Genomic DNA, 12,475 nt, shown 5'->3' on the forward strand with positions numbered 1-12,475 from the left:
GAGTCAAATACATGCCTTTTGATGTCAATGCACATATCTATCCATGGCAGCAACAGGTTTGGGAAACCCTGACCGGACGCTTTCCCAAGCTTGGGCATGGTTTATTGTTTTATGGAAAAAAAGGCTGTGGCAAAGAAGCGTTTACCCAACAGTTTCTGGCTTGGGTGTTATGCCTGAATCGTCAGCCTGCCGGGCCATGTGGTGAATGCAGTAGCTGCCAATGGTTAAAGGCAGATACCCATCCCAACTATGTGCATATCAGTACCGATGAAGACAATAAAAAACAGAATGCTAAAATCAAGATCGAGAAGATTCGTGATCTTCTGCCTTTTGTGCAACAGACTGTAGATGGCTGGCGTGTAATTGTGATTGAGCCGGCAGAAGCCTTAAATATTGCCTCTGCTAACGCCTTGCTTAAAACACTGGAAGAACCCGGTGATAATACGGTGATTATTTTACTGGCGAATCATTATTTAAAATTGCCCGCGACCATCCGCAGTCGTTTGCAGCATTTTGCTTTGGATCGAATTTCCGCAGAACAATTTAGCGATTATGTCCAGAATCAGCTCCCGGATGCAGGTTCTAGCCAGCAACAATTATTGATGAACCTGTCTAATCAGATGCCGTTACAGGCATTAGAGGTTGCACAAAGTGCCTGGCTGCCACTGCGTCAGGAATTCCTGCAAGACTGGCAAAAACTGGTCATTCAAAAAAATATGCCGATGGCAATTGCGACCAAATGGAATAAAAGCCTGAGTTTTGGTGAATTTGCTCAAATGTTTGAATACTTGTTGTCCGATTTAATTTGTGTCAAGCTAAATCAGACGGTGAAAAACATTGATCTGGAATTCAATGTACTTGCCGAACAATATTCATTAGAAGCACTTTTTAAAATTTATGAGGATTTTCAGCAGGCCAAGCAATACCTCGAGCAGAATGTCCAAAGCAATCTGGTTATTGATGAATTGTTTATCAAGCTGATGAATCTTTAATTAAGGGGAAATCACATGCAACCACGTATGGGCGGTATTATTCAGGCCAATATTCCTGACATTGAAACACTGTTTGCCAGCTATATGCCTTATGTTGTGGGTGGTGGACTTTTTATTCCTTCCAAGCAGCCGGTCAAACTGGGCGAAGAAGTTTTTGTATTGACGACTTTGCCTGACCAGACCCAGAAAATTCCTTTAACCGGTAAAGTCATCTGGGTCTCACAAAAGCAGAATGGTATCAAGCCACAAGGCTTTGGTATCCAGTTAACAGGTGAAAAAGGCGTTTATTTCAAAAATGAAGCAGATCGTCTGGTTGCAGGTCTTAAATCTGAAGGACGTAAAAGTTACACTATGTAGTTAATTTACCCTTGGTAGGAACGCATCGTGTTTGTAGATACTCATTGTCATTTAACCCTGCTTGATTTGACACCATATCATGGTGATCTGGATCAGGCACTGGCTCAGGCCCGTGAAGCCGGTGTTTCCAAATTCATGAGTATCTCGGTCGATCTGGATGATCATATCGAGCTGGCTAAAATTGCCGCGCGTCATGCAGATGTCGGTTATACTGTCGGTGTACATCCTTGTGAAGATGCTGCCACGATGGCACGTGCCACGACTGAATATCTGGTCGAACTGGCGCAACCGGAAAAAGTCTGGGCACTCGGTGAAACCGGCCTGGATTATTATCACAGCACAGATTTTGTCGAAGAACAAAAAGCCTGTTTCGCTCGACATATTCATGCCTCACAAATCACTAAAAAACCGGTGGTGGTGCATACCCGTGCTGCCAAGCATGATACTGTGGATATTATCCGCGCAGAGAAATCTACACACGGTATTTTGCATTGCTTTACCGAGGATTGGGAAACCGCTAAAGCCGTGCTGGATTGCGGTTATTATGTGTCATTTTCCGGGATTGTTTCCTTTAAAAATGCCCAGGATTTGCGCGATGTCGCCAAGCAGGTTCCGCTGGATCGTGTGCTGATTGAAACCGATAGTCCTTATCTTGCGCCAATGCCGTATCGTGGCAAATCTAATGAGCCTAAATACGTTCCTTATGTAGCCAAAGCGCTTTGCGATGTATATGATAAGTCACTGGAAGAAATGGCTTATATCACAAAGCAGAACTTTGAAAATCTTCTGAATTTAAAGTAAATAAAGTTATATAAAGTACAAAGAGAGTTTATAGGGTGAAGATGGATCGTCAAGCTCAGTTTCGAGCAAGAGAAACCTTGATTTTTCAAGTAGCAGAGCAACTCCTGTTAGAAAATGGTGAAGCAGGAATGACGCTCGATGCGCTTGCCGCCGAGCTTGATCTGGCCAAAGGGACACTTTATAAACATTTCCAGAGTAAAGATGAACTATACATGCTGCTGATTATCCGAAATGAGCGCATGTTGCTGGAAATGATTCAGGATAGCGATAAAGCCTTTCCTGAACATCTGGCCTTCTTTATGCTGCATCATTTGCATCATCCTGAACGTACTGTGCTGTTTCATCAAATTGAAGAACGCCTGTCGACGACTGGGGTTGGAATCCAGCACCTGTTTAGCGAACTTTATCAGGTGCGCAAACAGCGCTTACGCCTGATTATCCGTATGACAGAAACTTATCTGGCATCGATCAACAGCCGCATGTCGGTACGTGATTATCTGGCTTCGATCTGGTCGCTGACCCATGGTGCAGCCGCAATTCTCAATTCCAGTTTCTATCAGCGTTACTTGGGTTCACGCGATACCTTGCGTGTGGCCTATATCGATCAGGCGCTGGCTTTGCCCAAGCAGGTGCATTCTGCCGACCAGTTTGTCTAAGGTTGTCCTATGATCAGATCACCTAACAGTGCAGTTCGTGGCTTTACCTTAATCGAATTGATGGTGGTGATTGTGATTATGGGGATTATGGCTTCACTAGTGCTGCTCAATACCAGTGGTGTCGATCAGCGCAAAGCAATGCAGGCACGGGAAATTTTATTAGTAGACTTGCAACGGGTGCTACGCGAGGCCAATGACCAGTCTAGAATACTCGCGCTTGACGTTCAGCCAGCAACAGATGTCACGCCATTTCGTTATGGAATTATAGAATATCGTTCAGCAGCGCAGACTGAACCGAACCTGCAAAATGAAAAATGGCAAAGTTATGCAGATTTCAAATTGCGTAATTTACCTGATCATGTTTCCTTTCAGATTCAGGCACTGGAACAGCAGCGTTATGCCAGGGCACAAAATCGTGACCTGACTCAGGCAAATTCACCTCAATTAATCTGGCTCGGCACTGGTGAAGTCAAACCGGTGCGGATTCAGTTCTTTTTAGAAGACCGTGAAGTGGGTGCTGCGATTGAGATTGATCATCTGGGTAAAATCAATGAAATCTAGATATTTCAAGCAGAATATTGGATTTGGTGCTATTAGGCTGAGTATTACTCGACTTAATCCTGTGCACTCCGAACAGCGTTTGTCATCTTGCACTGGGACGAAACGTTGTTTCGTTTATCCTCGCTCAGGTTTTACCTTATTGGAAGTTATGGTCGCCTTGGCAATTTTTGCGACCGCAGCCATGACCTTGACCAAAGTCGCAATGCAATATACTCAATCCACCTCAAATGCCATTCTACGTACCAAAGCACAGTTTGTTGCTTTAAATGAAGTGGCACAAATGGAAATCAATCAGGAATGGATGGAGGGTACGGCTTCTAAACAGCTGACCCAGCAAGGTGAAACTTGGCAGATTGACAAGCGCAGCGAACCGACGGTCAGTCCGAATGTGCAGCGAATCGAATTGCAGGTGAGTCTGGTTAATCAGGACAGTGGTCAGGTTGAATCTGGGATCAGCAGCCTGATGTTCTTTAATCATCGCATGAACAATACTCCATGAAGCCTAAAGGATTTACCCTGGTTGAATTAATGGTCGCAATTGCGATCTTTGCGGTGCTGTCTGCTTTGGGTTGGAAAGTTTTTGATTATATTGTCAAAACCAAAGATCAGAATGTGATTCATGAGCAGCGTTTAGGTCAGCTACAGCAAACCTATCAGCAGATTCTGCGAGATACCGTACAGGCAGTGCCCTTAACGGCCAATATCAATGGGGATATTCAACCGGCTCTGGTGCTGCAGAACGGACGCTTTAATTTCAGTAAAACTGGGGTAACTGACCCTTTGGAAGAAGGAATTTCCCCAGATGAACGCATTGAATATCAGTATCGAGCCGATGAACAGAAACTTTATCGCTTGAAATACCGGAATCTGAATCAGACCGGTCAAGATCAGCCCGAATCCAGTTTTTTATTGTCGGAAGTGGAACAATTCCAGATCGTCGTACTTAATCCGAATGAACTCACGCAATGGCCGGATGCTTCTTCAGACCTGAACCAATTAGAGCAGAAGCAAAGGTTGCCTAAAGGGATTAAAATAAATTTAACCGTGAATGGCGTCAGTTATGAATGGATGTTTAGTTTATTAAATACTGACTTTTTGCTTGATACTCAGAACGCTAGTCAACCCAGCTCAGAATAATAAGAAATGAAAATGAATAAAGCGATCATGATCAAGCAGCAGCAGGGCATTGCATTGATTACCATTCTGGTGATGGTAGCGCTAGCGACTATTCTGGCGGCTACGATTGCGCAACGTCAAGCTGCAACTGCTGAAAGCACTGCCTATTTGATGCGACAAAACCAGTCCTTAATGTATGCCAAAAGTGCTGAGGCCTTTTTTTCTGAATTGCTGGTCGATGATGCTGAAAATGCCGCAGAGGTCGACCATCTGCAGGAAACCTGGGCGCAGCCCATGCCAGCTTTTCCGGTAGATGACGGTTATGTCTCCGGAATAATACAGGATGAATCAGGCAAGTTTAATTTAAATAGCCTGATTACTGCCGAAGGCGCAGTCAATGAAAATGCCAAAGCATGGTTCGAGCTGATTCTAAAACGTGCCAGTTTGCCGGAACAGCTCAGTGAAGCAGTCATTGACTGGCAGGATGCAGACGAGCTGGTCAGTGGGGGCATGGGCGCCGAATCTAACTATTATCAGAGCTTGCCCAATGCTGCTTTGCCACCGAATGCAAAATTTCACAGCGTAGAAGAATTAAAGCTGGTACGCGGTTTTGAAGAGAATAAATATAAGCTGATAGCACCTTATCTGAGTACTGCACCGGTGCAGGAGAGCCTGGTCAATATTAATACCGCTTCAGCTTTTCTTTTGGCTAGTATGGATGAAAAGCTGGATGTGAATGCAGTGCAGCAATTGCTGGATCAGCGTCAGGCCAATTTGGAGCACTTTTCCAATGTGACTGATCTGTGGTCACTGGAGCCTTTCGCTCAGGTCGATGCGGACAGGCGTAATTTGTTTAACAGTCTGCTTGGGGTGCAATCCAATTATTTTAAAGCCCGAATCGAAGTGGTTTTAAGTGAGCGTAAGCGCCAGTTTAGCAGCGATCTGGTTCGTCAGGACAAACAGGTTTATGTCGCTTACCGTAGCATGGCGCCATTTTAATTTTAGCTCATGAGTTGTACAGGCTGGATAAGCGCAAATGCCGGGCTGATGCCTTTTCCCTATCATGCTAAGCAGCAAAATTAATCCTCAAAGCTTTACTTTTGCTTTATAATCAAAATTAATTCACCTATTTTTTGACGACATTACGGCATATGTTAATTCGTAAGTTATTTAAGTTTGAGAATGCTCATATTGTGCGTAACTGCACGTCAGATCGCTGTAAGCGTTCGATCCATGGCCATAGTTATAAAGTCGAGTTATTGCTAAAAGCCTCGAAGCTAGATCATGGTCAAATGGTCTATGACTTTGGTCTGCTTAAAGGTGTGATTAAGGATTTCTTTGATTCTTTCGATCATGCCATCTGCTTTTGGAAAAATGACGATCCGGAATATATTCAGGCCTGCAAGAATTTCAGTGCGCGCTGGGTGTCTTTGCCGGTATCGCCATCAGCAGAACAGTTTTCACGTATTTTCTTCTTTCTGGCACAGCAGGTGCTGGCATCGACCGTGACTCAAAATGGTGAAGGCGATGTCGAAGTCTATTCTGTGATTGTGCATGAAACCGACACCGGCTATGCACAAAGCTTTTTAGAAGATATTCAAAATGAACAAATGGGCATCCTTAGTCTGGAGCAACTTGAGTTTTCTGAACAGGTGCAAGCTGAATGGACAGATCCGGACATGTTCGCCAAGCTCAAACAGGGCATACCATTTCATAACCCTACAGTAGATTTACAGGTACAGATTTAAAGTCTGCGTGACTTTAAATCCATTGACATAGATTTAGGATTGAAGAATGTCTTTAAATGAACAGCAACTGGCCAAGCTGAATAAAGTTCAGTTGGATGAAAGCTGGAAATATGGATTGAGTGAATTTTTGCTCAGTCCGAAAATGGATGAATTAAAAGCATTTCTCGTTGAAGAAAAAAAAGCAGATAAAATCATTTATCCTCCCAATCATCTGATTTTTAATGCGTTAAATACCACGCCGCTAGATCGGGTAAAAGTGGTAATTTTGGGGCAAGATCCTTATCATGGCCCAAATCAGGCGCATGGATTAAGCTTTTCCGTGCAAAAGGGGGTTGCATTACCACCATCTTTGCGTAATATTTTTCATGAGTTACATGCTGATGTTGGGGTTGAAAGACCGAAGCATGGTGACTTGACGCATTGGGCAGAGCAGGGTGTGCTTCTGTTAAATGCAGTACTGACCGTAGAAGCAGGTCAGCCGACTTCGCATCAAAAGCGCGGTTGGGAAGAATTTACCGATCACGTCATTGATGTATTAAATGAACAGCGTGAACATATTGTCTTTATTCTTTGGGGCGCATACGCACAGCGTAAAGGACAGCGCATTAATCAAGACAAGCATCTCGTGTTAAAGGCAGCACATCCATCGCCTTTGGCCGCAAACCGTGGTGGTTTTTTTGGTTGCAAAGTATTTTCGAAATCGAATAATTACCTCAAACAACATGGCATTGAGCCTATAGATTGGCAGCTGGACGCATGAAATATTCTCCCCTTACTAAACATTATCATCCAGATTTGATTGTTGAAGAAGCGCACAATGGTTGGCGTATCGTTCGTTTAAATCGCCCGAAATCTTTGCATGCGCTGGATGAATCGATCGCTTCCGCACTTCTGGAAGTATTTCAGGATTTCCATCATGATGACAGTGTAAAAGCCATCTGGCTGGATTCAACCACACCGAAAGCGTTCTGTGCGGGTGGGGATGTACGTAAACTGCGTCAGTTAGTGATTAATGATGAAGTCGCGACTGCCAATAAATTCTTTGAGCAAGAATATGCACTTGATCTGTTATTGCATAATTATGCCAAACCCGTTTTAGTCTGGGGTGAAGGTTATGTGATGGGCGGCGGCTTGGGGCTGTTTATGGCGGCGCCTTTCCGTTTAGTGACGCCTTATTCACGTTTGGCCATGCCTGAAATTAATATCGGTTTGTATCCAGACGTGGGTGCAACCCGCTTCTTAGCAGATCGTGGTGCGATTGGTCTATTTACTGGCTTGACCGGTTCGATCATGACCGCTGCGGGCGCTTATGGGATTGGCTGGGCAACGCATATTTGTGATGCACAGCGTGATTCAGTTTTGGATAAAGTCATTAATATCGACTGGGAGCATTATCCTGCAGGTGACTTTCGTGCCATTGATGATACCCTGAATAGTATGCACCGTCCAGTCGGCCCAGGACCGCTGCAAAACTCCTTGGATGTGATTCATAGTGTTTGCCGTGGTATCAACTTTGAGCATGATTATGAGTCGATTATTGGCCTGAGTGATGCGCGTAGTGACTGGTTGCGTCAGGCCAGTGAAAACCTGAAAAAAGGTTCGCCGACTACCGCAGCCTTGACCTGGCTATTATGGCAATGGGGTAAGCAGGTACATTCCTGGAATGAAGTTTTCGAGCTGGAAGTTCAAATTTCTGACTGGAAAATCCGTCATCATGATTTTGTCGAGGGAGTGCGAGCGCGTCTGGTCGATAAAGACCTTAGTCCTGAGTGGAAAAAAGGTGTAGATATGAGCTTAAAAGGTATCCTGTCTGGAAATCCTCCAGTTACGACTATTGAAAGCTGGAATGAGCTGCTCAAGCATTATGGTGTGATTTAAGCCTCAATGTCCGAAACACAATTTACAGATGAATACTGGATGCAGCGTGCTTACGAGCAGGCTGCACTTGCTGCTGCACAGGGAGAAATCCCAGTCGGGGCAATTATCGTCAGTCAGAATCAGATCATTGGTCAGGGATTTAATGCGCCCATCTCGTTGAATGATCCGACTGCGCATGCTGAAATTGTTGCACTACGTGATGCCTGTCAAAACCTCCAAAATTATCGGTTACCTGATGATGCGGTGCTCTATGTGACTCTTGAGCCGTGCACCATGTGTGTCGGTGCACTGGTGCATTCGCGGGTTTCGCGAGTGGTATTTGGTGCATTTGAAGCGAAAGCGGGTTCATTGGTGAGTGCGCGTCAACTGTTTGAAACCGGTTATTATAATCACGTATTTCCTTTCCAGGCAGGCTGCATGCAGCAGCAATGTTCTGAACAGCTGAGTGCATTTTTTAAGTTGCGCCGCGAGCAGAAACGAGAACTCAAGTTACAAGAAAAGTTATTAAATACGCAGAAATAAATCTGCTTTATCCGCTAAAATTTGCTTACTTTCAAATATCTGCAATCTTCAGGAACAATAATGAACAGCATTCAAGTAAAAAAAGAATTTCCGGCAGCGCTTGATGATGTCTTTAATTTGATGTCCAAGCATGACACCTATAATATTGCCTTCGCACCGATGCAGGTCGAACGAATCAAGGATTCTGCGGATGCTGAACATCCTGATGGACTCGGTTCGGTACGTGCAATGGGTATGGGGCCAATAAAGCCGCTGAAAGAACAAATTACCTTGTTCGAGCCAAATAATCGCATCGAATACCAGATTATTAAAAATCCGTTAATCAAGCATCATTTGGGTATTATTGAATTTGAAGCACTGGCTGATGACAAAACACTAGTAACTTATACGATTGAATTGCAGGCACGTGCGCCTTTTGTGAGTAAATTAATCCTTGCACAGTTACAGGCAGCGATTAAACTAGGCCTGACAAAACTCGCAAAATCTGTTTAAACAACAACGGGAAAGCAATGACAGTTCAAATTATTACCATTGATGGTCCAAGTGGGTCTGGCAAGGGCACGTTAGCAGCGAAACTGGCTGCACATTATCAGTTTCACTTATTGGATTCTGGTGCTTTATACCGCCTTTTGGGTTTGTCATTGCATCACCATGATTTGCTGGATTCTCTAGACACGAAATTGCCAGAATGCGTACAAATCGCAACAAATTTAGATATCCAGTTTGTCAGTACCGACACTGGAGTGAAGGTGTGGCTGGATGGTGAAGATGTGTCCCAAACTATTCGCACTGAACGGGTAGGAGAGTTTGCTTCAAAAGTTGCAGCAATTCCTGAGCTTAGAACAGCGATGGTTTCACGCCAACATGCCTTTGCGCAGGCACCGGGTCTGGTAGCAGACGGACGCGATATGGCGACAAGTATCTTCCCGAACGCCCAGGCAAAAATATATTTGACGGCCTCGGCTGAATCCCGTACGCAAAGACGTGTAAAGCAGTTGCAGGGCATGGGGCTGGATGTTAAAATAAGCGACATTTTAGCTAATATCATCGCTCGCGATAAACGAGATATGGAACGCACTGTCGCTCCACTCAAGCCTGCGGATGATGCTTACATTATCGATAGTTCAGATTTGAATATCGATGAAGTATTCCAGCTGATGACCACTTATGTGGATCAGCAGTTAGCAAACTAACCCAATTTTATCAGCAAACGCATAGCTTGATCAGTTTTATATGGACTATGTAGATGCTTAATTAAACCGGCCTTGTCTGATCCAAGACCGCTGACTTTATCGGAAATATCATGACCGAATCTTTTGCAGCCCTCTTTGAAGCAAGCGAATTAAACCTCAACGTTGAAAAGGGTGCAGTTATCCAAGGCGTTGTAGTAAGCATTGACTCTGATTGGGTAACTGTTGACACTGGCCTTAAATCTGAAGGCGTTGTTGACCGTGCTGAGTTCTTAAATGAACAGCGCGAACTTGAAGTTCAAGTTGGCGACACTGTAGACGTAGTTGTTGAAGCACTTGACAATGGTATGGGTCAAACAGTTCTTTCTCGCGAAAAAGCTAAACGCGCAGAAACTTGGACTAAACTTGAAAAAATCTTTGAAGACGGCGAAATCGTTACTGGTGTTATCTCTGGTAAAGTTAAAGGTGGTTTCACTGTTGACATCGGTCCAGTACGTGCGTTCCTTCCAGGTTCTTTAGTTGATACTCGTCCTATTCGTGATACTACTCACCTAGAAGGCAAAGAGTTAGAATTCAAAGTAATCAAACTTGACGCTAAACGTAACAACGTTGTTGTTTCACGTCGTGCTGTTATGGAAGCTGAATCTTCAGCTGACCGTGAAGCTCTTCTTGCTCAGCTTGAAGAAGGTCAAACAGTTACTGGTACGATCAAAAATCTTACTGACTACGGTGCATTCGTTGACCTTGGCGGTATTGATGGTCTTCTTCACATCACTGACATGGCTTGGAAACGCATCAAGCACCCTTCAGAAGTTGTTGAAGTTGGTCAAGAAGTTACTGTTAAAGTACTTAAATTCGACCGCGAACGTAACCGTGTTTCTCTAGGTCTTAAACAACTTGGCGAAGATCCATGGTTAGCGATCATGAACCGTTACCCTAAAGGTTCAATCGTTAAAGCGCGCGTAACTAACCTGACTGACTACGGTTGTTTCGCTGAAATCGCTGAAGGCGTTGAAGGTTTAGTACACGTTTCAGAAATGGATCACACGAACAAAAACATCCACCCATCTAAAGTTGTTCAGATTGGTGACGAAGTTGATGTTATGGTTCTTGAAGTTGATGAAGAACGTCGTCGTATTTCTCTTGGTATCAAACAAACTCGTGCTAACCCATGGGAAGAGTTTGCTAAAGACCACGATAAAGGCGAAAAAGTTTCTGGTACGATCAAATCTATCACTGACTTCGGTATCTTCATCGGTTTACCAGGCGGTATCGACGGTCTAGTTCACTTGTCTGATATTTCTTGGAACGAACAAGGCGAAGAAGCGATTCGTCGTTACAAGAAAGGCGACACTGTTGAAGCGGTTATCCTTTCTGTAGACGCTGAAGGCAACCGTATCAGCCTTGGCATCAAGCAAATGAACAACGATCCGTTCAATGACTTCCTTGCTGCTAACGAACGCGGTGCGTTGGTTAAAGGTACTGTAACTGCAGTTGACGCTAAAGGCGCTACTATTAAGTTAGCTGACGAAGTTGAAGCGACTCTGAAAGCATCTGAAATCAACCGCGATCGCGTTGAAGATGCAACTAAGTTCCTTGAAGTTGGTCAAGAAGTTGAAGCGAAGATCATCAACGTAGATCGTAAATCTCGCGCAATCAACTTGTCTATCAAAGCGAAAGACGAAGCTGAAGAGAAAGAAGCAGTTGCTAACTTGAAAACAGCTCCTGCTGGTCAAGACAATGGTCCTAAGACGATTGGTGACCTGATCAAAGCTCAAATGGGCAACTAAGTAAGCGTTTGAATTGTATTGTTAATGTAAGTTAATTAATACTTTTTATACAAATACTGTAAACGGTAGCGTAGTATTTAATTATTGCGCTACCGTTTTGTATTTAAACAGGTTATTATCGGGAAATAGATCCCAAGTAGCTTGATAATTAAAGAGGTCGCAGATGACTACTGAAGCACTTAATAAGTCTGACTTAATAGAGCGTATTGCGTTAAAAAATCCGCATTTGGCTGAGCCTTTAGTGGAAGAAGCAGTTAAAATTATGATTGATCAAATGATAGAAGCTTTATCAACTGACAATCGTATCGAGATTCGTGGATTTGGTAGTTTTGCATTGCATCACCGTGAACCGCGCGTAGGTCGTAACCCTAAAACTGGTAAATCTGTAGAAGTGGCTGCAAAAGCAGTTCCACACTTTAAACCAGGTAAGGCACTTCGTGACGCTGTGAATGAGTCTGCACAAAAATAATTGTAAATATTTTGCGGGGTGTTCATGCGTTACGTTCTAGTCATTCTTTTATTGGTACTGTTTGGTTATTCATTAGCTTTAGTTTTGCAAAACGGTACCGAATTGTCAGTGGACTTGTTATTTACTCAAGTTCCTGCAATGCGCCTGGGATTATTACTTCTCCTCACGTTATCTTTAGGTGTTGTTTTGGGCCTGTTATTGGGCGTTCAGATCTTCCGGGTTTTTCAGACGAATTGGGAAATAAAACGACTGCGTAAAGACATTGAACATCTACGTAAGGAACAGTTGAATACAGCCAAGTTAATGGCCGCTGAAGCAGCAGCGCATACCCGGCATGAAAAAACTGTATTAGATATTACCAATGAAAATCAAAGCCCATTATAATGGGCTTATTT

The 12,475-nt window shown here is 43.8% G+C and carries 17 protein-coding genes; all 17 read left to right on the forward strand.

What is annotated here, in order from left to right:
* Nucleotides 1-11 precede the first annotated feature (11 nt).
* The 17 genes from ACIG3F_RS04245 to ACIG3F_RS04325 all read left to right on the forward strand — a co-directional run bounded on the left by ACIG3F_RS04245 (nucleotide 12) and on the right by ACIG3F_RS04325 (nucleotide 12,464).
* Nucleotides 12-992, forward strand: coding sequence for a DNA polymerase III subunit delta' (locus tag ACIG3F_RS04245; RefSeq protein WP_396469439.1), 981 nt, complete (start codon nucleotides 12-14; stop codon nucleotides 990-992).
* Between the two features lie 15 nt (nucleotides 993-1,007).
* Nucleotides 1,008-1,349 carry a PilZ domain-containing protein gene (locus ACIG3F_RS04250; RefSeq protein WP_153566221.1) on the forward strand — a complete coding sequence of 114 codons (342 nt, stop codon included), beginning with the start codon at nucleotides 1,008-1,010 and terminating at the stop codon, nucleotides 1,347-1,349.
* Nucleotides 1,350-1,376: 27 nt separating this feature from the next.
* On the forward strand, nucleotides 1,377-2,150 hold the full coding sequence (locus ACIG3F_RS04255; protein WP_396469440.1) for a TatD family hydrolase: 774 nt from the start codon (nucleotides 1,377-1,379) through the stop codon (nucleotides 2,148-2,150).
* Nucleotides 2,151-2,191: 41 nt separating this feature from the next.
* Complete coding sequence (locus tag ACIG3F_RS04260; RefSeq protein WP_004278873.1) at nucleotides 2,192-2,806, forward strand: TetR/AcrR family transcriptional regulator; 615 nt, start codon at nucleotides 2,192-2,194, stop codon at nucleotides 2,804-2,806.
* Nucleotides 2,807-2,815: 9 nt separating this feature from the next.
* Nucleotides 2,816-3,367, forward strand: a complete 552-nt coding sequence (locus ACIG3F_RS04265) for a type II secretion system protein (protein WP_396469441.1) — start codon at nucleotides 2,816-2,818, stop codon at nucleotides 3,365-3,367.
* Between the two features lie 79 nt (nucleotides 3,368-3,446).
* Entirely contained in the window at nucleotides 3,447-3,866 is a 420-nt protein-coding gene (gspI, locus tag ACIG3F_RS04270; protein ID WP_396469509.1) for a type II secretion system minor pseudopilin GspI, read from the forward strand.
* Nucleotides 3,863-4,504: a type II secretion system minor pseudopilin GspJ gene (gspJ, locus tag ACIG3F_RS04275; RefSeq protein ID WP_396469442.1), complete on the forward strand. Its 642-nt coding sequence runs from the start codon at nucleotides 3,863-3,865 to the stop codon at nucleotides 4,502-4,504. The genes gspI and gspJ overlap by 4 nt, the downstream gene beginning before the upstream one ends.
* Before the next feature lie 6 nt (nucleotides 4,505-4,510).
* The gene (gene gspK, locus ACIG3F_RS04280) at nucleotides 4,511-5,482 is read left to right on the forward strand and encodes a type II secretion system minor pseudopilin GspK (protein WP_081407897.1); all 972 of its coding nucleotides are present in this window, start codon (nucleotides 4,511-4,513) and stop codon (nucleotides 5,480-5,482) included.
* Between the two features lie 152 nt (nucleotides 5,483-5,634).
* Entirely contained in the window at nucleotides 5,635-6,231 is a 597-nt protein-coding gene (locus ACIG3F_RS04285; RefSeq protein WP_243474565.1) for a 6-carboxytetrahydropterin synthase, read from the forward strand.
* A 46-nt stretch (nucleotides 6,232-6,277) separates the two neighbouring features.
* Nucleotides 6,278-6,991, forward strand: coding sequence for a uracil-DNA glycosylase (gene ung / locus ACIG3F_RS04290; protein WP_005247316.1), 714 nt, complete (start codon nucleotides 6,278-6,280; stop codon nucleotides 6,989-6,991).
* Nucleotides 6,988-8,109 (forward strand): enoyl-CoA hydratase/isomerase family protein, encoded by a 1,122-nt coding sequence (locus tag ACIG3F_RS04295; protein ID WP_004645459.1) that lies wholly within the window; start codon nucleotides 6,988-6,990, stop codon nucleotides 8,107-8,109. Before ung ends, ACIG3F_RS04295 begins: the two co-directional genes overlap by 4 nt.
* Nucleotides 8,110-8,115: 6 nt before the next feature.
* Nucleotides 8,116-8,631 carry a tRNA adenosine(34) deaminase TadA gene (gene tadA, locus ACIG3F_RS04300; RefSeq protein WP_396469443.1) on the forward strand — a complete coding sequence of 172 codons (516 nt, stop codon included), beginning with the start codon at nucleotides 8,116-8,118 and terminating at the stop codon, nucleotides 8,629-8,631.
* 60 nt (nucleotides 8,632-8,691) lie between these two features.
* Complete coding sequence (locus ACIG3F_RS04305) at nucleotides 8,692-9,123, forward strand: SRPBCC family protein (protein ID WP_004645458.1); 432 nt, start codon at nucleotides 8,692-8,694, stop codon at nucleotides 9,121-9,123.
* A gap of 17 nt (nucleotides 9,124-9,140) precedes the next feature.
* Nucleotides 9,141-9,824 carry a (d)CMP kinase gene (gene cmk, locus ACIG3F_RS04310; RefSeq protein ID WP_396469444.1) on the forward strand — a complete coding sequence of 228 codons (684 nt, stop codon included), beginning with the start codon at nucleotides 9,141-9,143 and terminating at the stop codon, nucleotides 9,822-9,824.
* 110 nt (nucleotides 9,825-9,934) lie between these two features.
* Nucleotides 9,935-11,611, forward strand: coding sequence for a 30S ribosomal protein S1 (gene rpsA / locus ACIG3F_RS04315; RefSeq protein WP_004645456.1), 1,677 nt, complete (start codon nucleotides 9,935-9,937; stop codon nucleotides 11,609-11,611).
* A 163-nt stretch (nucleotides 11,612-11,774) separates the two neighbouring features.
* Nucleotides 11,775-12,080 (forward strand): integration host factor subunit beta, encoded by a 306-nt coding sequence (locus tag ACIG3F_RS04320; RefSeq protein WP_004278853.1) that lies wholly within the window; start codon nucleotides 11,775-11,777, stop codon nucleotides 12,078-12,080.
* Nucleotides 12,081-12,104: 24 nt separating this feature from the next.
* Nucleotides 12,105-12,464 (forward strand): lipopolysaccharide assembly protein LapA domain-containing protein, encoded by a 360-nt coding sequence (locus ACIG3F_RS04325; protein WP_004278852.1) that lies wholly within the window; start codon nucleotides 12,105-12,107, stop codon nucleotides 12,462-12,464.
* Nucleotides 12,465-12,475 lie beyond the last annotated feature (11 nt).

This window comes from Acinetobacter sp. NPDC052428 (assembly GCF_044547685.1).
GTDB classification, from domain to species: Bacteria; Pseudomonadota; Gammaproteobacteria; order Pseudomonadales; family Moraxellaceae; genus Acinetobacter; species Acinetobacter lwoffii_G.

Bases quoted from the DNA above. Each gene is read 5' to 3' on its own strand.
- ACIG3F_RS04245 (WP_396469439.1), top strand. From the start codon at position 12: ATGCCTTTTGATGTCAATGCACATATCTATCCATGGCAGCAACAGGTT.
- ACIG3F_RS04250 (WP_153566221.1), top strand. From the start codon at position 1,008: ATGCAACCACGTATGGGCGGTATTATTCAGGCCAATATTCCTGACATT.
- ACIG3F_RS04260 (WP_004278873.1), top strand. From the start codon at position 2,192: ATGGATCGTCAAGCTCAGTTTCGAGCAAGAGAAACCTTGATTTTTCAA.
- ACIG3F_RS04265 (WP_396469441.1), top strand. From the start codon at position 2,816: ATGATCAGATCACCTAACAGTGCAGTTCGTGGCTTTACCTTAATCGAA.
- gspJ (WP_396469442.1), top strand. From the start codon at position 3,863: ATGAAGCCTAAAGGATTTACCCTGGTTGAATTAATGGTCGCAATTGCG.
- gspK (WP_081407897.1), top strand. From the start codon at position 4,511: ATGAAAATGAATAAAGCGATCATGATCAAGCAGCAGCAGGGCATTGCA.
- ACIG3F_RS04285 (WP_243474565.1), top strand. From the start codon at position 5,635: ATGTTAATTCGTAAGTTATTTAAGTTTGAGAATGCTCATATTGTGCGT.
- ung (WP_005247316.1), top strand. From the start codon at position 6,278: ATGTCTTTAAATGAACAGCAACTGGCCAAGCTGAATAAAGTTCAGTTG.
- ACIG3F_RS04295 (WP_004645459.1), top strand. From the start codon at position 6,988: ATGAAATATTCTCCCCTTACTAAACATTATCATCCAGATTTGATTGTT.
- tadA (WP_396469443.1), top strand. From the start codon at position 8,116: ATGTCCGAAACACAATTTACAGATGAATACTGGATGCAGCGTGCTTAC.
- ACIG3F_RS04305 (WP_004645458.1), top strand. From the start codon at position 8,692: ATGAACAGCATTCAAGTAAAAAAAGAATTTCCGGCAGCGCTTGATGAT.
- cmk (WP_396469444.1), top strand. From the start codon at position 9,141: ATGACAGTTCAAATTATTACCATTGATGGTCCAAGTGGGTCTGGCAAG.
- rpsA (WP_004645456.1), top strand. From the start codon at position 9,935: ATGACCGAATCTTTTGCAGCCCTCTTTGAAGCAAGCGAATTAAACCTC.
- ACIG3F_RS04320 (WP_004278853.1), top strand. From the start codon at position 11,775: ATGACTACTGAAGCACTTAATAAGTCTGACTTAATAGAGCGTATTGCG.
- ACIG3F_RS04325 (WP_004278852.1), top strand. From the start codon at position 12,105: ATGCGTTACGTTCTAGTCATTCTTTTATTGGTACTGTTTGGTTATTCA.